The 20,285-nt window shown below is 33.4% G+C and carries 15 protein-coding genes and 1 tRNA gene; 4 read left to right on the plus strand and 12 right to left on the minus strand.

From position 1 onward, the window contains the following. Positions 1 to 16: 16 nt before the first annotated feature. Positions 17 to 1,171, plus strand: coding sequence for a 3,4-dihydroxy-2-butanone-4-phosphate synthase (gene ribB, locus ACN0QX_RS07370; protein ID WP_417196057.1), 1,155 nt, complete (start codon positions 17 to 19; stop codon positions 1,169 to 1,171). Here the strand turns inward: ribB and ACN0QX_RS07375 are convergent. From ACN0QX_RS07375 to ACN0QX_RS07430, 12 genes are all read right to left on the minus strand, one after another. Then, a complete protein-coding gene (locus tag ACN0QX_RS07375) occupies positions 1,168 to 2,424 on the minus strand; it encodes a hypothetical protein (RefSeq protein ID WP_417196058.1) in 1,257 nt (418 codons plus the stop codon). The two genes, ribB and ACN0QX_RS07375, sit on opposite strands and share 4 nt — an antisense overlap. A gap of 177 nt (positions 2,425 to 2,601) precedes the next feature. Continuing rightward, positions 2,602 to 3,390: a T9SS type A sorting domain-containing protein gene (locus ACN0QX_RS07380; protein ID WP_417196059.1), complete on the minus strand. Its 789-nt coding sequence runs from the start codon at positions 3,388 to 3,390 to the stop codon at positions 2,602 to 2,604. A 40-nt stretch (positions 3,391 to 3,430) separates the two neighbouring features. Then, on the minus strand, positions 3,431 to 4,396 hold the full coding sequence (locus ACN0QX_RS07385) for a hemagglutinin protein (protein ID WP_417196060.1): 966 nt from the start codon (positions 4,394 to 4,396) through the stop codon (positions 3,431 to 3,433). Between the two features lie 26 nt (positions 4,397 to 4,422). Beyond that, entirely contained in the window at positions 4,423 to 5,397 is a 975-nt protein-coding gene (locus ACN0QX_RS07390; protein ID WP_417196061.1) for a hypothetical protein, read from the minus strand. An 889-nt stretch (positions 5,398 to 6,286) separates the two neighbouring features. Further along, entirely contained in the window at positions 6,287 to 6,880 is a 594-nt protein-coding gene (locus tag ACN0QX_RS07395) for a hypothetical protein (protein ID WP_417196062.1), read from the minus strand. 99 nt (positions 6,881 to 6,979) lie between these two features. Beyond that, a complete protein-coding gene (locus ACN0QX_RS07400) occupies positions 6,980 to 7,837 on the minus strand; it encodes a proprotein convertase P-domain-containing protein (RefSeq protein WP_417196063.1) in 858 nt (285 codons plus the stop codon). Between the two features lie 308 nt (positions 7,838 to 8,145). After that, positions 8,146 to 9,315 carry a hypothetical protein gene (locus ACN0QX_RS07405; protein ID WP_417196064.1) on the minus strand — a complete coding sequence of 390 codons (1,170 nt, stop codon included), beginning with the start codon at positions 9,313 to 9,315 and terminating at the stop codon, positions 8,146 to 8,148. Positions 9,316 to 9,677: 362 nt separating this feature from the next. Beyond that, positions 9,678 to 13,565 (minus strand): two-component regulator propeller domain-containing protein, encoded by a 3,888-nt coding sequence (locus tag ACN0QX_RS07410; protein WP_417196065.1) that lies wholly within the window; start codon positions 13,563 to 13,565, stop codon positions 9,678 to 9,680. Between the two features lie 278 nt (positions 13,566 to 13,843). Continuing rightward, the gene (locus ACN0QX_RS07415) at positions 13,844 to 14,218 is read right to left on the minus strand and encodes a DUF4870 domain-containing protein (RefSeq protein WP_248400075.1); all 375 of its coding nucleotides are present in this window, start codon (positions 14,216 to 14,218) and stop codon (positions 13,844 to 13,846) included. Positions 14,219 to 14,477: 259 nt separating this feature from the next. Continuing rightward, positions 14,478 to 15,299 (minus strand): hypothetical protein, encoded by an 822-nt coding sequence (locus ACN0QX_RS07420; protein WP_417196066.1) that lies wholly within the window; start codon positions 15,297 to 15,299, stop codon positions 14,478 to 14,480. Between the two features lie 206 nt (positions 15,300 to 15,505). Next, positions 15,506 to 16,699 carry a DegT/DnrJ/EryC1/StrS family aminotransferase gene (locus tag ACN0QX_RS07425; RefSeq protein WP_417196067.1) on the minus strand — a complete coding sequence of 398 codons (1,194 nt, stop codon included), beginning with the start codon at positions 16,697 to 16,699 and terminating at the stop codon, positions 15,506 to 15,508. Positions 16,700 to 16,727: 28 nt separating this feature from the next. After that, positions 16,728 to 17,357 carry a nitroreductase family protein gene (locus ACN0QX_RS07430; RefSeq protein ID WP_417196068.1) on the minus strand — a complete coding sequence of 210 codons (630 nt, stop codon included), beginning with the start codon at positions 17,355 to 17,357 and terminating at the stop codon, positions 16,728 to 16,730. Positions 17,358 to 17,535: 178 nt separating this feature from the next. On the opposite strand from ACN0QX_RS07430, the gene ACN0QX_RS07435 reads away from it, so the two are divergent. The 3 genes from ACN0QX_RS07435 to ACN0QX_RS07445 all read left to right on the plus strand — a co-directional run bounded on the left by ACN0QX_RS07435 (position 17,536) and on the right by ACN0QX_RS07445 (position 20,277). Next, positions 17,536 to 17,620, plus strand: a tRNA-Ser gene (locus ACN0QX_RS07435). Between the two features lie 484 nt (positions 17,621 to 18,104). Beyond that, on the plus strand, positions 18,105 to 18,830 hold the full coding sequence (locus ACN0QX_RS07440) for a peroxiredoxin (RefSeq protein ID WP_248400148.1): 726 nt from the start codon (positions 18,105 to 18,107) through the stop codon (positions 18,828 to 18,830). A 100-nt stretch (positions 18,831 to 18,930) separates the two neighbouring features. After that, positions 18,931 to 20,277: an MBL fold metallo-hydrolase gene (locus ACN0QX_RS07445; RefSeq protein WP_417196069.1), complete on the plus strand. Its 1,347-nt coding sequence runs from the start codon at positions 18,931 to 18,933 to the stop codon at positions 20,275 to 20,277. The last annotated feature ends 8 nt before the right edge of the window (positions 20,278 to 20,285 follow it).

A 20,285-nucleotide genomic window follows, 5' to 3' on the forward strand; every position in this document is an offset into this window, starting at 1 on the left:
TTAATACAAAATGGTTATGTCCATGACTCAAACTCAAAATACCAAAACCTTTCAATTAGATGCCATTGAAGATGCCATAAACGATATCCGAAATGGAAAAGTTATTATTGTTGTTGATGATGAGAATCGGGAAAATGAAGGTGATTTTCTAGCAGCTGCAGAAATGGCAACACCTGAAATGATTAACTTCATGGCCACACATGGTCGGGGCTTAATTTGTACACCATTAACCGAAAATCGTTGTAAGGCTTTAGAGCTTGATATGATGGTTCGTAATAATACGGATCCTATGGAAACAGCGTTTACTATTTCAGTAGATTTAAGAGGAAACGGTGTTACTACGGGTATTTCAGCTGCTGATCGTGCTAAAACTGTTCAAGCTTTGGTAGATGATAATATGAAACCTTTTGAATTGGCTAGGCCTGGTCATATATTTCCTTTAGTTGCAAAAGAAGGAGGTGTATTAAGGCGAACCGGACATACGGAAGCTGCTATAGATTTTGCACGACTTGCTGGATTAAAACCAGCAGGTGTTATAGTGGAAATTATGAATGAAGATGGTACTATGGCTCGTTTACCAGAGTTAATGAAAGTGGCCAAAAAATTCGATTTAAAAATTGTTTCTATAGAAGATTTAGTGGCTTACCGCATGCAGCACGATTCTTTAATTGAAAAGGTGGAAGATTTTAATCTAGAAACCCGTTTTGGAAATTTTAGATTGCGTGCCTATAACCAAACAACCAACAATCAAATTCACATTGCGCTTACTAAAGGGTCTTGGTCTGCTAGTGAACCTGTTTTAACACGTGTTAATGCAACGCTTGTTAATCATGATATTTTAGGCACTTTAACCAACAATGCCGACCAAAAGCTGGACGACATGTTTAAAGTTATTAATCAAGCTGAAAAAGGTGCTGTTATCTTCATTAATCAGCAATCGCAGACCATGAATTTATTAAAACGTCTGAACGTTCTAAAAGAAGCACAAGTTCCTGGTGAGGTAATAAAAGCACCGCGTCTTGATATGGATGCGAAGGATTTTGGAATCGGTGCTCAAATTTTACATGATTTAAATATTCATAAATTAAAACTCATTTCTAATAGTGAGCAAACCAAACGTGTTGGGATGATTGGTTACGGATTGGAAATTGTTGAGTATGTTAATTATTAGTTTTCCGTATAGGTTACTTTTACAGAATGAATTGCCAAATTACTTCCATCCCAATTAGATGAAGGTCTTACTCTAATATAATGTTGTCTATCTGTAGCAATATTAAAAGGATTAGAACTTACCTCTATCATACCAATTGTTGAACTTCCAAATGTTGAAACTGTAACTGGTATAGTTGCAGATGTATTCGTTCTATAGTAGGCTATTACATCTCCTATCAGATTTACACCACCAGCGTTATTGGTATCTCTAAAATAGAATGTAACCGAGGTCACTGTAGAACCTATAGGAATTACCAATGGTGCTAGTATAGCTTGTGTACCAGTCGGTTTATAAGCATATCCACCACCAATCCCAAAATTTACTAAACTATTATTACTTGTGAATGTTGTGGCGGGAACAACAATTGTTTTAGCAGTAGGTGCTAAAGTTGCTATACTATTATCCACGTAGGTTTTAACTGCCTGTTCTGTTGGTACTGCATTATCACTGTTATCTGCTAATGTATAATCTGTAGAAAATTCGTTTACTCTTGCTCCAGTTTCCAAAGTTAAACCCATTCTACCCAGATTCATTAACGATTCATAACCTGTTGTCGGTATTATATAATCTGTATCGGTTTCAAACCTTAAATAGTCGCTCCTGTTTTCAATTCTGTAAAAAGTATGTGCCCCTGTTTCATCGCCAGTTTCAAGTTCTAATTTTGATGAACTACCAACTGTTGGAACTGTCAATTTTATGGTTGCATTATTCGGATCATTAATTTCTAATAATTCCGTTGGAGAATCTGTTCCAATACCCACATTTTTTGATAATACATGCACATTATCTATTTCGGTTTCCCAAGATTTATCGCCAGACGAAAGTGCATATGGAACGGCATTAAATTCGGTTATCCCCATATCCACCAAGCCATCGCCAATATTAACGAATACTTGCAGAAAATGCGTATCGCTAGCCCAATCAATGGTGTTAAAATCAGGACTGCCACCAACTAGTATACCTTCGCCAATATTTACAATAATAATACCATTAGCATCCGTTGTTGGCGTATGTAATTCTGAATATACATTGGTTTGTGCAACACCTTGTAAAATGTTAAATTGTACAGGTACCACATCATTAGCAATAACGATACCGTTATCATCTTTAATGATAGCTTTGTAATTTATACTCTGCTGTGCATAGATGGTTGAAAATAATGCGATAAAGCACAGTGAAAATAATACAATTGTTTTTATAGACCGCTTCATAATTGTTCGATTTTTAATGATTATAATTTTTTGATTTATAACACCTTAATAATATAATTCTAACTAACACCTATTTGTACTAGGTTGTGAATACTTGAAATCAAAAAAAGGGAAACAACACAAAATGTTACATAAGGTCATTCCCCCTTTTCACTTCAATAAATAGCCTCTTTAATATTATTTAATCACTATTTTTTTAGTGACGCGACCTTTCTCTGTTTGAATTTTCAGAAGATAGATACCAGATTGAAAATTACTAACATCAATTTGGTTTGTATTTTGGCTGCTTTCAAATACTTTTTTACCTAGAATAGAATACAACTCAATAGCATTTATGGTATTTGGTGTTTTAATATATAGAATATATGATGCTGGATTCGGATAAACAGAAAACGAAGTATCATCAATAACAACTTCCGTACTTAAGGTGGCGAAATTTACAGAACTTGCTGTTGGATTGTTTTGTGAGTATAAGTTTTGTGCCCAGATATTGATATAATTTTCAATAAAAATGGTGTCAAAAACTGGATCACCATTTTCAACGAACAGAATAGCGCCTGTTGTTGGGTTAGGATCTGCAATAACATCAAATAAAACTAGCTCAAAAGGCCCTGCACCATTTAACATTACGGTAAATTGGCCAGCTTCATCGCGACCTAAAAAATAGGCATCGCCATTAACACCAGGTCCCATGGAAATAGACGCCCATTCGGAGGCTGGAAGATTAGAATTACCAGTTACAAAATTACCTATAGTCATACCTGTTGGCACATAAAAGCCGGCTCCCATATCGTCTGTACTGTCATCAACTACGGATTCGCTTGGTGTTGCCAATAAAGCCATTTGGTAGTTGCCTGTGTTCGCGTTTATCCCTACAAATGAGATACTAAACTCATAAGTATGATTTTGTGCTTGTAATGTGAAGGTCATAAAAATTAAAATGACCGCTGTGTATACATGTTTCATAATAATATAGTTTTAAAGTGTTAAAATTTAGATGTTTATTTTAATTTGGTATTTGTTGTGAAATAGGAAAATAATTGGACGAAGGATTAGCAGGATGATTTAGTATGATATTTTTCAAAATACCTTTATCATTACCTGGCCCTAAATATCGGACGACACCGTTTAAGTTAATATCGCCTAAATTGTAAGTTGCATATGGAAAATAATTACTTCCAGAAGCATTACCAGGCGCATTGAGCACAATAGTTTTTAAGGTAGCCGAGTCGTTACTTGGCCCTAAATAACGCACTTGATTATTTCCATTCACATCACCAGCCCAAAGTGCCGTATTGCCAGAAGTTAAAATAGCTTGCGCCATGGTTCCATAAGTGGCAAATCCACTATTAGTGAAATCTACGATGCTTGCTGTATTTGCATTAAGTCCAATGGTTCCAGCGCTCATAGCACCTAAATGATTTCTGTGATTAACCACCACATAATAATTAGAAGGTGCAGCATTCATAATGAGACTTGTTACACCGTCTAATCCAACTACATCACCGTCACGTTGTAATAGGGCTGATTTTCCAGTAATACGCTTGGTATTATCATTAGCCGCGCGGAGTTCCACCCATACCCAATCTACAATAGCATTTGCTCCAGTAACAGAAAATACCGATACATTACATGTTGCTAAATCTGCATACGGACTGGTTGTAGGAATTATGGCATTTTGTCTTAAATTATCATTCATTAACCCAGCTGAAACTGGATTTAATAGTGGTCCTTGCAAGAAAAGCTTTGGGTCCATTTTTATTTTCATAGTACCATTAATAAAACCTTCAGAAACCTGAATATTTCCGGCACTTAATTCTTGTACATTTACTTCGCCAATGGTATAGAGAATTTCTATTCCTCCAGCGGTAGCATTTGCGCCTCCACTATCGATACTAAATTTCTCAATAGTTTGTCCTTGACATATAAAAGCCAAAATTAGACTTAACAGTAATGTGATTTTTGTTTTCATAATTTTATATGTATTTGTAAACATTTTTATTTATAAGTGATAAACTGAAAATTACCTTGGATTAATGCGCCTGCTGAATTATAAAGGTAAATTAGTAATTTGCCACTAGCGCTACTTACACGTTCACGGTAAACAGTGCTTGAACTACTAGTAACATTTGTAGTAAAAAGTGTCCAGAAATAATTCTCTCCTGTAATAGTAATTTCATATCTATTATCTACGGTATTCCAAGTAGCACTAAAATTCCCTGAACCAGAACTTACATTTCCGCTAGATTGCACAAAACCATAGGCAAGAGGACCAACAACAGCAGTGGTCTGTACCGTATTATCTTCAAACTGAACCGATTTAAATTGTGCTGAGCCATCACTATTAATTGCTGCAACAATGTCAAAGCCATTTTGCATTTCAATAAATTGGGAATTAGATGGAGACCCAGACGGGACAATAAGTTCCAAAAGATCTTTACCCGTAGGATGATCTAAACTTTCAATACGCACGGTGTTAGCCGTCCCCGTTGCTTGAACCACAGATAAAGGATTTGACGGATTACTTAATCCAATACCAACATTACCTGCACTGTAAGAAATTCGGGTATTATTTTTATCCCAGATTGTATTTTCTACATCTTTTGCCATTAATGCGTAAGGCACTGGTTTAAAAGCTGTCGTACCCATATCTACAAGACCACCTCCCGTATTTAATTGTACATTTAAGAAGTGATTACTACTACTCCAATCAACTGTTGAAAATGCCGTAGAAGTAGGAGTACCTTCACCAATGTTTACGATAATAATTCCATTGTCATCTGTAGTTGGTGTTTGGGTTTCTTGATACACAGTAGTTGCGCCGTCTATAATCGTGAATTGAATAGCTATCAAATCGTTAGCTACTATATTACCAAGGTTGTCTTTTATAACAGCTTTGTAATTGATACCATTTTGTGCAAAGGTCATGATGGTCGTAAACATGATTACTAATAATGATAATTTTGTTTTCATAAGATTGTGTTTATTCATTAATGGCATAAATTATTAGAGGTTAACATTCTGATTATTAATTATTTCTCATTATTTCTTTCAAAAGTAAAATGGATACCGGTCTTTGTATATTACTATTGTTTCAAAGTCTATAAAATATGTTCCATCCTTATAACAAACACTGAAAACATTATTCTTCAAGTCTAATTATGTTTATAATCTTCCTGATAGGTATTACAGCTAAACATGAGCAGCAATAAATTGATTAGAATTAATAATATAATAGCGGAACTAATATATAGTAGTATCATAGTCATGTCCTTTTTTTGTTTTGGTCATTGTTTTTATAAATAAAATTTCTGGGAGGTTATTTACAGCAAACTACTTTTCTATCTCTATAGGTTTTACTGCGTTATTATTTAGTATAATTTGTAATTGGTAAACGTCTTTTTTAAGATGATCTATGGATATATAAATCTTATCATCACTTTCTTTTTTTATGGAATTTGAGATTAGTTTCAGAAGGTATTCCATTAAAGGGATTCAAATTTAGATATAGAAAATCTGCTTTGATTACCGATATGTTTTAAAGGATATAAAATATGTACCAAATGTTGTTGAAGTGTTATGTTCTAGGCCATACCTCGTAATCTTAATGTATACAATCATCATGCGCTAATGAATTCACAGAAGGAATAATTAGTAATTGTTAAATATAGGTTTGTAATTAACTTAAAAATATATTGATCTTTTTTCTATTCTAAATGTCCCGGCTTATAAAATTATTCGATAAGAAAAACAATGGAAAGACAATTATGATTAGTCTTATATTAACGCAACGCCTCAAAATTTCTATTCGAGGCGTTGTAGAGTTATTACAATTATAGTAATTTCAAAAAAAAAAAAAATATTAAGGAATCGGGAACCGTTTAACATGAATTGTTCCAGTTACTTGCGTTGTAAATGTTTCTGTTTGATTAACATATCCAACTTCCATTTCCGCGCTAAAGGTTATTGTAAAATGTGCATATGCAACACCCGAGTATACATTACTTTGCCCATAATTAGTAATCGTTGAAGATCCTGAAATGGTATTCATAACATAATTGTTATAAGTAATTGACATGCCGGAACTGGTTTCGGTAACGCTTGGTCCAAAATCCATACCTTGGTTATTATTCATAGTCAATACCATGCCCAAAGAAATATTAGGGGTATGGATTTCATCTAACAATGTTAAAACCATGGTATCTTCTTCAGTACCAACATTATTTGTGGATATCGTTCTTACGGCTACAGCTCCACTGGATTCGCTCCCATTTGCAATAGTCCCAGAAAAAGTATCGCCATCTACAGGTCCACCAGAAAAAGTGAGTTCATAAAAATGAGAATCTCCTATTGGATCGGGATTGGCATGTAATGGATTGTCATCGCTGGAGCATGACGTTGCCATTACAACTAATAATAATGCGAAGAGCTTTACTGTAATTTGTAGTGTTTTCATAATTTTATAATTAGAAATAATTAATTTGGAAACGATTTTTTTGGATGTTGCAAATTCACAATTTTTCGAGTTTCTAGTTTGTTGAAAAAAATGTTCCTTTTAGTTACCACAAATCTCTAGAGACCAATTGATAAGTTCACCTCCATCTCCACCGGCATCATCCGTAATACTTAAAGTCCAGTTTCCATTGGACTGTAAACCATTAAAATCTGCAAGACTACCTTCTGGTTGATACACATTTGTAAAAGGCGCATTGGCAGATGTTGTATTCACAATTAAAAGTGTAGCATCATCATCAAAAACAGTATTTACGAAATTGTCACCACTTCCGCCATTGTCAGTTGTTAATTCAACCATAGTTGTGCCATCTGGAGCTATTAGAAATATGTCTAAATCATCTACCCAAGTATGATTAATGTTTAATGTTACATTTATATCAGTTACAGTAAAAGACTCTGCAACATTAATAACAGATGTGGTTATGGCTGCAGCATCTGGCCCAACTGGAAGTACTGTAGGATTTATTAATGGTTGACAAGGAATTTCTGTAGCCATGGCAGTAATAACTAAAGGCGAACCATTTAAAGGCGTTACACCGTCTGCTTTAAAAGCGGTTGCGGTTAAGTCATGCGCTCCACTCATGGCTCCAAGAGTCCAGTTTGTTGATGCCAAACCATTTCCGTCACTGGTAGCGCTTACTGTTGAAATAGTTCCTTGGGTTGCCGAAAAATTAACAGTTGCTCCAGCAAATGAATTACCGTTTTGATCTTTAATTAACACGACAATTGGACTTGCTAGTTCAGTTTCTATTATACCCGTTTGATTAGCTCCTGAAAGTATTTCAATTCGGTTGGCTTCTGGGGTAAATTGTGGTGAATCGTCATCACTTTTACTACAAGAGGTTGACAGAATGAAGAGACCAAATATTAGTGTAGTTAAATTTTTAATACGTTTCATGTTGTTATGGTTTAATGGTTAAATTTTTGTTTTTTGTTTTGATATATTCCGATTATACTTCTAACTCCGAATATTTAGATAAAGGCTGTTTTCAATATTTAGGATTTAATCGAATATATGTTTGATTTAATTGTTTGGTAAGCGAATCACCTGGACTATTTTAATCGTTTTACGGTTTTCTTCAATAAAATTCCATCGCTTTTCTAAATGCATGTTCGTAATGACATTCTTATCAAAAATATTTTTTCATTAACCCTCATTTTGAGGGTTAATGAAAAAAGAAAGACTAATAAAAATAAATTGGCTGATTAGTTTTGACAAAATGTATGAGCTACGTTTATGTATGTTAAATTAGAACTTGTTAATGTGTCAGGATCAGCTGGGAATTTATATTGATGTATAGCACAATTTTGAATATCCTTAAAAGATACATCGTGTACATTTAAAACAGTACCGTACCATGTTTCAATTGCTCCCTCTTGATCAGGATTACTTGCATTTTCTATAGTTGCAAAACCAATTTCGTTTAATGCATTAGGTGAGTCAAAATAAATACCTCTCCATGCACTCATAACATTATCTATGGATGTAAACACAATAGGTTCTGCAGCTGTACCAACAGCTATGATACTAGGTTTAGGTCCACTAGCGCCTTCGTTTATAAACAGTCTTGAGTCTTGACCAAATTTCATGATAACCCCTGGCATTACGGTCAAATTTCCTCCAGCAATTACATCCACTCCATTTGGAAAATGATATGGTACATTCAATTTAGTCCAAGTATGATCTTCGTCTATAAAACCTCTATCTACAATTATAGCATCTGTATTATTGCCAGTATAGCTTCCGTTAGAAATGGCTGAAACATAACTAGCATCTAAATACATTGGTGCCTTACAAGCCGTAATTGTATTATTTTCTAATAGCAATTCGTTATTGTTAGTGTTTGCATGAAGTCCATAAGTTTGACTGTTGGTTATGTTTGTGTTGTTCATTTTTAAATGCGTGTCAGACCATAATAATATAGCACCATCATCGCCAACGGCTCCTGCATATTCAATTGTTGCATATTCAATTTTATTTTTAACGTCACTACTAATTATATAAAGACCTTTCCATGAACCAGGTACTTTATCTTCACCAGTAAATACAACTTTGTTTTGAGCTGTTCCCAATGCTTGTATAGATCCTGAATTATAAACTCTAATTGTAGCATCAGTACCAAATTGAATTGTAACGCCTGGATCTATAATCAAATCACCATTTACAGGATAGGTGCAATTAATAATATAATCTACTCCATTATTTCTGTTTTCTAGGATAAGTGTTTCGCCCTCAGCTATACCAGAGGAGCAGTTACTAAGCTCTAAAGCTTCTAGTTCAGGTATTGATGGTGTTATAGTATCATCATCACTGCTACAAGAAGAAACAAACATAAGTGCGCTAATCGCGCTTAATAATAATAATTTGGTTTTCATAATTTTTGTTTTTAATAGTTACCTACTTCGGTTTTAAGTCCTTTTTCGGCTTATTCAGACTTTATGCTTAATGTTATTCGCTTTAAAAGGTTAACATCCTTTATTGAGTGTAGAGGCTATTTTATTATTACAATAGACATTACCACTTTATTCTTCAATAATATTTCAAGCTCATAGTGCCCATCTTTTAAATGATCGATACTTAAATAAATCTTCTCACTCTTTTTAGGGCTATTGGCATAGCTTTTCATTTATTCACTTTTTAAATATGTGATAAAAGTATATGGAAGTTTTGCCTTTGAATATCAGATATGTTTCAAAGGATATAAAATATGTGCCAAATGGCTATTTAATGCGTTTTTCTAGATGTTTAAAAGGTACTCGTTTGGTGTACAACCATAAACGTCTTTAAAGCATTTGGTGAAATAGGAAGGGGAATTAAATCCAACTTGATAGGCAATTTCCGCCATGGTAGCATCGGAAGTTTTTAACAGCTCTAATGATAGTTTTAAGCGTTGAGATCGTAAAAACTCACTAGTGGTCATTCCTGTTATGGCTTTCAGTTTTCGGTGAAGTTGGGTGCGACTTATTAGTATCTGTTTGCTCAACCCTTCGCTATTAAAATCGGGGTTTGTTATATGTTGGTCTAATGTGGTTTGAAGCCTTTTTAAAAATTCCGTTTCGGTGGAAGTAATTGCTAATTCCGGATTTATTGTTAAGGTATTACTGAAGTGTTTTTGAAGTTTAAAGCGGCTTTCTATCAGTTTTTCTACTCGGATTTTTAATTTTTCGCTACTAAATGGTTTTGTAACATAGGCATCTGCTCCTGTTTTTATACCTTCAATTTCATTAGCATCTCCAACTTTGGCCGTAAGTAGAATTACAGGAATATGACTTGTAAGCGCATTTGTTTTAATATCATGGCACAACGTTATTCCGTCCTGTTCAGGCATCATAATATCACTAATAATTAAATCTGGAAGGTGTTTTCGAGCTTTTTCTATACCTATCTTACCATTGGAGGCTTCTATAATTTGATAGTTATTTGCAAACACAGAAACGATAAATGAGCGAATGTCTAGTTCGTCTTCCACAATGAGCAAGGTTGGTTTATTGGTTTTAAATTCAGCAATAGATGTGTTTAAATCTGAATTGAAATTTTCTGGTTCATGGCTAACTTGCCATTCATCTTTAGTAAACGCATCTTTATTTAAAGGTAAGGAAACGGTAAATTGAATGCGGTCCGATTCCAAATTGTTGGCTATAATACTGCCCTTAGATAGCGTGACCAAATCTCGAACCAAAGCCAAGCCAACACCAACACCATCTGATAATTCATTATTTTGATAAAAACGTTGGAATAGTTTGTTTAAATCCTCTTTTCCAACGTGATTACTAGTATTTATAATGGATAATACCAAAACACCTTCTTGATTGCTAGCTTGAAAAATTATATCACTGTGCTTTGGTGCATATTTTATAGCATTGGAAAGTAAGTTAGATGTTATTTTTTCAATTATATCCTTATCAAACCAAACGGCTTTTAAATGATGAATTTGGTAGTTAATTTCAATGTTTTTTTTGTTAGCCTTATATTGAAATGCGCTTATAATTTGCTTTAATAAAATGGTTAAATTTCCTTGTGATACTTTCAGCTTTATTTGTCCAGAATCTATCATAGAAAGATCCAACATCTGGTTTACCAAATTAAGCAACCGTGTGGCATTTTGCTTAACTAAAGTCAGTTCTTTCTTATCAGTTTTGGACAGTTCTGGTTTGGCTAATTGATTATCTATAGGACCAGAAATTAAGGTTAATGGTGTTCTAAATTCGTGAGATATATTAGTATAAAGCTTGGTTTTAAATTCATCTAATTTCTTTAACCGTATTGTTTCAACTTGCTCTATACGCAATTGATTTTTTACATTCCAACGCCATTTTAAATACAAGTATAAAATATACAACAAGATTATTATTAAAAATACATACACGGTTTTGGCCAAATTTGTAGCGTACCAAGGATCTAAAATGGTGAATATATATGTTGCGGGTGTGGTATTCCAAACGCCATCATAATTACTAGAAATAACTTGAAATTGATATACGTTTGGTGGTAGGTTGGTGTAATGCGCCACATTATTGTTTCCAGAATTTATCCAATTGGCATCATTATTTATTAATTGGTATTTGTATTGATTTCGTTCAGGCTGGGAATAATGTAATGCGGAAAATGCAAACGTCAAGGTGTTTTTGTCATGTTTAAATTCCTGATTATCAATTAAATCAACAGGTTTATTGAAAACTTCCAAATTTGTAATAATTGTTTTTGGCTTTATAGGATTCAATTCAAGCTGATTGGGATTAAACCAATTTAAACCTTCTAAACCACCAAAATATAATATACCATTGGAATGTTTGTAGGAAGCACCTGTATTAAATTCATAAGCTTGAAGACCATCATAATTATCATAGTTTTCTATCTCTGAAATCTCCCCACCTTCCATTTTTAATTTAGTAATGCCTTTATTGGAACTCAACCAAAGGAAATCATTATTTCCAGGCAGAATTCCATAAATAACATCGTTTAATAAGCCATTGTTTGTGGAATATGTATTAAATGTGTTTCGTTTTGTGTTGAACGATTTTAAACCATTACCATTGGTTCCAACCCAGAGAATAGAATCGTGATAGAATAAAGATTTTATTTTATCGCTTATTTTATCAACTTTCACTAAACTATCTGTGTTTTTATAAAACTTATAAAGCCCATCCGTTTCCGTTCCAATCCAAAAAATACCTGGTTCACCCAATACCATGGTGCGAATATTATTAGTTTCCAAAATGGTGTTTTCTGCATTAATCTGTTTTGTTATGCCGTGTTTCTCATTAAATTGAACGAATCCATGATCTCGTGTAGCCAACCACAAATTGTTAGATCTATCTTTAAGGATTTTCCAAATAGTAAATTGTTCCGTTTCTTGAAAGGATGTGATTTTCCCACTAGCATCCATTTTTTGTAATCCATACGTTTGATGGCCAATCCAAAGGTTTCCTTTATCATAATATAGACTCATTATCCTATCGCCTAAAAGGTTAGAGTTGGCAGCTGTATAGGTATGAAAAGTTTGATTTTTTGTATTTACAACCGTTAAACCTTTTCCTGATGTACCCAACCACATATTATTTTTATCATCCACAGTTATGGCACGAATAACATCTACATGGACATTTTGTGGAACTTGATCGTTTGTTAATACATTAAACTTTATTAAAAACTCATCATAATAACTTAAGCCTGCACCATCGGTTCCAAGCCAGATGGTTCCTGTATTATCTTCATATAAGGATATAACATCATTATAATGAAGTGCATATGGATCATTCTTATTTTCTTTGAAATTTTGAATATATTGATTTTTAAAATCTACTAGAAATGCACCTTGTCCATAGGTGGCTATCCATAATCTATTGCGTTTATCAACTAGTAAATCTTGTATTATTAAATTATTTGGAAGCGAAAAAGATGGCTTATTTTTAAAAGGCGCAAACTGATTTTCGTTTTCCGATTTTACAAATAACCCTTTGCCAAAACTACCTAAATACATGGTGTTATTATCCGATTTTGCTAAAGCACTAAAATTGGCTAACGACTCAATTTCTATATATTCATACCCCGTATTCTTAATTTTAAAAACACCTCCTTTTGTAGCCGCCAATAGGCTCTCCTTATCGCCTTTTATAAAATCGTAAATAGTATGATAGGCGTGTTCTGGTTTTAAAAACTGGATGGTATCTGCAGATTGAGAATTGACCTTATATAGTCCGTTATCAAACGTTCCCATATAGAAGTTTTGCTGGTCATCTTGAAAAACGGTACTAACCGCATAATTCGTTATCACGGATTGAAAACTGTCTAGATCCTTATTAAAAAACTGTAATTTTCCCGAATTAGCAATAGCCCATAATTTACCTGATTTATCCACATATAATTTTCCTAGTTTACTAAAGGTGGATCTCGTAACGTCTTCAAACTGAATTTTGTAATAGGAAAATTCGCGACCATTATATTTATTTAGCCCATCTTGCGTAGCGAACCACATAAAGCCAATGCTATCTTGCGCAATGCTAACAACACTATTTTGAGATAAACCTTGCTCCACAGTCAATTCCCGAAATGCCACTTGCTTGTTTGTTTGAGAATAAACAGCACAAGTTCCGATAAAAAACAGAAGCCATTTTAAATAACTCATTTTGATTAAATTAACTATTAAAGTACTAAATGTTTTTGATTGCTTATTGAAAGCTGATATATTTATTTTAAATTGATTTATTAATGTGAATTTATAAATTGGCTGTTACGCTTTTAACATAATCCACGACACCATTAAAAGCAAAAAAGGAGAGCAACGCTTCGTTTAATGTAAGCATCTTCTCCTTTTTAAAACCAATTAAAACTATTTTAATAATTTTGTTTTGAGTGTCGTTTTAAATGAATTTTTTGAAATTCTAGTTCAAAATAAAAGTCGACTTATAAGTTTTTAAACCATTCTTCGTATTTATTTCCTAAAATAGGAAGCGGTTTTTGTTTCTCGTTAATGGCATTCATCAAACCCGAAATCCACATAAAAATAATTACAAAAAAGCCAATTACACTAATTAACCAACCTAAAATAGGTATCATACCAATAACACCTATTGCTAAACCTGTTAGGGCTAACCCTAATGATTGTGTAATATGGTACTTGGCAAATTTGTTCTTCTTGTCATTATTCATTACAAAAGCAATTACTAATCCTATAACCGTTAAATAGGCAATAATAGCCATGGATTTACCTTCGGTTATTTCAGATTTTGTACTTGTTGTTGCTACTGTTGCTTCTGCTGTTGGTTCTGATGTTTTCATGGGATATAAATTTTATAATTGATAACTACGTATTTATGTAAACATTTATAAAAGGTTAACAAAATGAGGGGGAAAGTTTACAAATATTCCAATTATTAATTTTTAAAGAGCTTTTAAAGGTGTGATTAACAATTAATTAAAGATTAAAAACACCAATTGGTTGTAAAAAAAAACAACTTTAAAGAATTTATAAGTTCTTTAAAGTTGTTAAAAAGTAGAATTAAATAAGCTTCCAAAGTATCTTCAATATATCCTTATGTTATGGTAGATATGTTAAGATCTTGTTTGGATATGCATCCATAGCGCTTTGAATAGTGCTAAAACAACAAGCAGCACCACAGGAGTCATAAAAGCGAATAAAATAGTCGCCACTATCCCTAATAGTTATAATACCATCGCCTGGTGGTAATTCCCTTAATTTTAAATTAATGCTCCCTCCTTCTTGACCTGAAATAGCGCCTAATCCATTATACCAATTTCCTTCTAATTTTACCTCTGTTGATGTGTGTACTAATAGCGCTCTTATGGAATTCTCTTCATTGTCATTTATAAAAGTATAACTTGCTGTAAGCTCATTGTCATTAATTTCCCAAGATCCATTGGCAAGTATATCCTCACCTCTCATATATTTTACGCCTAAAGAACCGTCTGGGCTAAAATGGAGTTCATAGGAACAGGTTCCTTCAAATTTATGCGTAAAATTGCCGTGGAATTTATTTTGTAAGATAAGATTTACACTTTTCTGACCGGTACTATTTGCTATAATAACTTGAATAGCGTGATTACCTTGTGGTAGAGATTTCGTCCAACTTAAAATGCCTGTATTTGCATTTATGCTTAACCCATCTAAAGGTGTCACCAAAGAAAAAGTACCTACATCACCATTCCAAGTAATATTTGGTGCTGCAGAATTTCCTGCTTCAAAAAAAGTAGCACTTATTGTTGAACTTGGGTAATTAACTATTGGCTCATTAACATTTGGAGTACTAATGGCTGAATCATCATCTGAACTACATGCTGTAGCAAAAATAAAAAATAGCAACATTGATACGTGCTTAATTTTTGTAGTTGTTTTTTTCATAATTAATGTTTAAAAAATTTATTCGATTATAATTACCTCTTTGTGTAAGTTGTTTTAACAAGTAAACAAACTTTATGAAAATTATATTTAGATGTAATTTTCTTAAGCCTAATCCAAAAGCGTAAAAACAAAAAAGCAACCTTACAGTTAATTCATGGTTATGAACTTTTTAAAGGTTGCTTTTAAATATGTTATTTGCCTAATGCTTACAAGGCTTCCAAAATGGCTTTTTTCATTTTTTCAGCACGTTCTCGAACTTGGTCTTCTGTCCACGATAACTTAATTAAACACGATATATTTCTTGCTATGTAGTGATCTGACTGCTCAAAAGTTTTTGTTTGAAGATATTTCAAACCTTCCTTAACTTCAGGAGAAATAGGATATAAAGATTTTATATCTTTTAAATGATCCCATTTTCTAATGTAATGCCAATTGTTATCAAAGTAGTGAAAGCACGCATCAACTCCTGATTTTTTGAATGCTTTTGAAGCGTTTCTTGCTGCCTCCAAGTCTGGTAAAAAGAAATTTAAAAAGCCATAACTTTCTTCACCACCTTCAGGAACGGTTCTAAATGTAATTTCTGGAATTACCGATAATGCTTCACGTAAAATGGTATAATATTTTTTTTGAATGGCAACAAAATCATATAGACGTCTAGCTTGAGCCAATCCTACAGCAGCCTGTAATTCTGAAATTCTAAAATTATACCCTAAAAATGGATGCGTTTCTGCACCGCGATCCATACCTTCATGATCGTGACCATGGTCTGTATAATGATCCGCATGTTTAAAATAGGTGTCATTATTAGTAATTACGGCACCACCTTCACCACAAGTTATTGTTTTTACAAAATCGAATGAAAAACACCCTACATCTCCAATACTACCCAATGGTTTTCCTTTGTACGAACCACCTATGGCTTGGCAAGCATCTTCTATCAATAATAAATTATGTTTTTTACAAATTGCTTGTAACGCATTCAAATCTGCCATACTACCACACATGTGAACAGGCATAATGGCTTTTGTTTTCGGTGTTATAGCAGCTTCCACTGCTTTGGGATCCAGCGTTAAGGTATCATCTATATCCACTAAAACTGGAATGGCCCCTAACATCATAATGGCCTCAAAGCTTGCTACGAATGTAAAAGTTGGCATAATAACTTCATCTCCAGCTCCAACACCCGTAATTGCCATAGCAACGGAAACAGCAGCTGTACCACTTGATACTAATTGGGCATGATTTACTTGCAATTTTTCTTGAAGTTCGGCCTCCAATTCTTTAGCTTTCCAATGTCCATTTCGCATACCGTCAAAACCGTAACGCATTAAAACACCACTGTCTAAAACGTCATTTACTTCTTTGCGTTCTGCACTTCCAAATAATTCAAATCCTGGCATAATACATATATTTTTTGATGTTCTAAAACTACAACTCTATAATACTATCTGCAATGGGTTTACGGACTTTTTTAAAATCAGCAAACATATCATTTTCTGCACGATACCCTATTGGTAATAATAAAACCGACTTCAAACCTTTTTGACTCAAACCTAATAAATCATCACAGGCTTTTGGATTAAAACCTTCCATTGGACAAGCGTCAATACCTTCCATAGCGCAGACTGTCAAAAGGTTTCCCATAGCCAAATACAATTGGTTTGTTGCCCATGCCTCTATTTGCTCTTGAGGTTTCTTTTCAAAGTCTGAAATTAGGAAATCTTGAAACGGTTGCAATATGGCTTTTGGTGTTTGTCGAATGTTATGAACCCGATTAAAATATTCAGTTACAAAATCTTCATCAATTTCGGTTTGAATACAAAATATTAAAACATGTGATGCTTGTTCTATGTTTTTCTGGTTCATTGCCACTGAAACCAAGTCTTTCTGCAACTGATTATTGCTAACAATGACTAATTTTATGGGTTGTAACCCATAAGAAGTAGCCGTTAAATTAAAAGCTTGTTTAATTACCTCTAATTTTTCCGATGCTACTTTTTTATTAATATCAAACGCTTTTGTGGCATAACGCCATTGTAAATGCTCAATAGTGCTCATAATTACTTCATTGTTTTTGCAAAAATAAGGTAAGTGGGTGTCAACAACTAACAGAAAATAAATTTATTAGCAAGATTTTTAAAAATGTTTTAAAATTTTCAGTTTTTTTCTTTGAAAGAATGAAAAAAGGGTTCTATATTTGCACCCGCAATCAGGGTATACCTGATACGGCGCTCAAGGAGAAATGGCAGAGCGGTCGAATGCGGCAGTCTTGAAAACTGTTGAGGGTCACACCTCCGGGGGTTCGAATCCCTCTTTCTCCGCAAAAAAAAGCTTCACTCAAAGAGTGGAGCTTTTTGCATTTTATGAAATTGAAAGTGATACTTTTATTAAAATAATTCAAGGCGGCTATACCTTTAACATGTAGTAAATCCAGCCTTTTCAAATTATAAAAAGTTAAACCCTATTTGTTATAAATTCCTTTTCAGTACCACTGTAATAACATCTACCGGTCTAAATCTTTTCATAATTTTCCTAATAAACACCTAATTTTCTAAATTTAAAAAAACATCTGCCAAGCGTATAGGATGTCAATCTTAACTAGTTTCAGGTTCAGAATCAATTCACTTTATATAACCATTGACCCTAATTAGTAATGTGTATAAAAATTACTTAATAATATAAACCTCTGTTTTTAAACTTTAATTGAATAAACTTTATAAAAAGTTAGGTATAGGTAACTTAAGTTACATAGTTAAAAACTATTACAAACTATATTTGTAATAAATTAATCTAATACCCTTTGTTATGAATACCACAGAAACAACAAAAGAAGAACAAACATTTTCAATGCCACGAATAGGTGATAAAGCACCTGAATTTACAGCTGTAACAACACAAGGCCACATTAATTTCCCATCAGATTATAAAGGAGAGTGGTCAATTTTATTTAGCCATCCAGCCGATTTTACACCAGTTTGTACATCGGAGTTTATGACATTCGCGCATCAAGAAGAAAAATTTAAAAAAGCAAACTGCAATCTAATTGGTTTATCAATTGATGGTTTGTATAGCCATATTGCTTGGTTACGAACGATAAAGGAAAAAATTAAATTCAACGGCATGGAAAATGTCGAGGTTAAGTTTCCATTAATAGAAGATATATCTATGAATGTTGCCAAGAAATATGGAATGGTTATGCCGGGAGAAAGCGAAACTCAAGCTGTTAGAGCTGTGTTTTTTGTAGATCCAAAAGGAATTGTTCGTGCGATAATTTACTACCCTTTAAGTTTAGGACGTAACTTTGATGAATTATACAGGGCATTAATAGCCATGCAAACATCTGATAAATTTAATGTCGCCACCCCAGCCGATTGGAATCCAGGCGATGATGTTATAGTATCACCAGCAGGATCTTGTGGTGTTGCTGAAGAACGCATGACAGCAACCGATGAACTAGAATGTCATGATTGGTTTTTCTGTACTAAAAAATTAGATAAAGATTTAGTACTGAATGAAATTTTACAAAAATAGTTAAGTCCATCAAGAAAAAGAGCCTCAACTTGAGGCTCTTTTCTATGAAATTTTAAAACATTTTTCTATATTATCAATAATACGATATAAATTTTAAATTATGACGATTAAACAATTTGAAGATAAACCATTAGCACATTATTCTTATGCTATTATTAGTAATGGAAAAATGGCAATTATGGACCCTTCCAGAAATACAAAACCATATTACGAATTAGCCGAAGCACACAATGCCAATATTGTAGCCATATTTGAAACGCATCCGCATGCTGATTTTGTGAGTAGTCATCTACAAATGCATAAAGAAACCAGAGCACAAATTTACGTTAGTAAGCTTGTTGGTGCAACGTATCCGCATAAAACATTTGATGATGGGGATACAGTAACTTTAGGGGAAGTAACGTTAGAAGCTATTAACACACCCGGCCATTCGCCAGATAGTATTACGGTTATTGCTACAGATGCAGATAGGAATCACTATATGTTTTCAGGAGATACGTTGTTTATTGGTGATGTTGGCCGTCCGGATTTAAGAGAAAAAGCGGGCAATATGAAAGCTAAACGGGAAGAATTGGCTAAAAGCATGTATAAAACCATGAAAACTAAATTTAACCACCTACCAGATAGCACAATTATTTATCCGGCACATGGCGCAGGTTCTTTGTGCGGAAAAAATTTGAGCGAAGATCCGTCCAGTACTTTAGGAAGAGAAAGAACTGAAAATTGGGCCTTTAAAAATTTATCGGAAGAAGAGTTTGTTGCACATATTTTAAAAGACCAACCGTTTATACCTTCCTATTTTGGATTTAATGTGGACATAAATAAAGAAGGAGCAGATAACTTTGAAACAAGCATTGCAAAACCGCCTTTTCAATTTCAGATCAATACAATTGATAATAATGACACTTTAGTGATAGATGTTAGAAATCAAGATGATTATAATAAAAATCATTTAGCGCGAAGTATCAACATTATTGCAGAAACCGAAGATGACAAGTTCGAAACTTGGCTTGGTGCCATTGTTAAACCTGAAGAGCCTTTTTATGTGGTCTTAAATTCCATAAAAGACAAAAACAATATTTTAAATCGTATTGCCAAAATCGGTTATGAGAAACAATTAAAAGGTATGATGACTTTAGATAAATCATCCCTTTTAAATACAGAATCTATAAATTTAGAAGATTTTAAAAGGCAAACGAATGATTATACTATAATTGATGTTCGAAATAAGAGTGAAGTTGAAACAGGTAAGTTTTTTGAAAAAGCGATTTCTATTCCTCTAAATGATTTGAGAGATTCCAAAGATAAAATCCCTACTAATAAGCCAATTGTGGTGTATTGTGCAGGCGGTTATAGAAGTGCCATTGGCAGTAGTATTATCTCTAATTTAATTGATAAAGCTTCGGTATATGACTTAAGTGATGCGGTTGAACATTTTAAAAACTAACCTAACAA

The organism is Bizionia sp. (assembly GCF_048259285.1).
In the GTDB taxonomy this organism is placed as follows: domain Bacteria; phylum Bacteroidota; class Bacteroidia; order Flavobacteriales; family Flavobacteriaceae; genus Algorimicrobium; species Algorimicrobium hallyeonense.

Coding starts and splice junctions, on each gene's coding strand:
- ribB (WP_417196057.1), top strand. CDS start 17: ATGTCCATGACTCAAACTCAAAATACCAAAACCTTTCAATTAGATGCC.
- ACN0QX_RS07375 (WP_417196058.1), bottom strand. CDS start 2,424: ATGAAGCGGTCTATAAAAACAATTGTATTATTTTCACTGTGCTTTATC.
- ACN0QX_RS07380 (WP_417196059.1), bottom strand. CDS start 3,390: ATGAAACATGTATACACAGCGGTCATTTTAATTTTTATGACCTTCACA.
- ACN0QX_RS07385 (WP_417196060.1), bottom strand. CDS start 4,396: ATGAAAACAAAAATCACATTACTGTTAAGTCTAATTTTGGCTTTTATA.
- ACN0QX_RS07390 (WP_417196061.1), bottom strand. CDS start 5,397: ATGAAAACAAAATTATCATTATTAGTAATCATGTTTACGACCATCATG.
- ACN0QX_RS07395 (WP_417196062.1), bottom strand. CDS start 6,880: ATGAAAACACTACAAATTACAGTAAAGCTCTTCGCATTATTATTAGTT.
- ACN0QX_RS07400 (WP_417196063.1), bottom strand. CDS start 7,837: ATGAAACGTATTAAAAATTTAACTACACTAATATTTGGTCTCTTCATT.
- ACN0QX_RS07405 (WP_417196064.1), bottom strand. CDS start 9,315: ATGAAAACCAAATTATTATTATTAAGCGCGATTAGCGCACTTATGTTT.
- ACN0QX_RS07410 (WP_417196065.1), bottom strand. CDS start 13,565: ATGAGTTATTTAAAATGGCTTCTGTTTTTTATCGGAACTTGTGCTGTT.
- ACN0QX_RS07415 (WP_248400075.1), bottom strand. CDS start 14,218: ATGAAAACATCAGAACCAACAGCAGAAGCAACAGTAGCAACAACAAGT.
- ACN0QX_RS07420 (WP_417196066.1), bottom strand. CDS start 15,299: ATGAAAAAAACAACTACAAAAATTAAGCACGTATCAATGTTGCTATTT.
- ACN0QX_RS07425 (WP_417196067.1), bottom strand. CDS start 16,699: ATGCCAGGATTTGAATTATTTGGAAGTGCAGAACGCAAAGAAGTAAAT.
- ACN0QX_RS07430 (WP_417196068.1), bottom strand. CDS start 17,357: ATGAGCACTATTGAGCATTTACAATGGCGTTATGCCACAAAAGCGTTT.
- ACN0QX_RS07440 (WP_248400148.1), top strand. CDS start 18,105: ATGAATACCACAGAAACAACAAAAGAAGAACAAACATTTTCAATGCCA.
- ACN0QX_RS07445 (WP_417196069.1), top strand. CDS start 18,931: ATGACGATTAAACAATTTGAAGATAAACCATTAGCACATTATTCTTAT.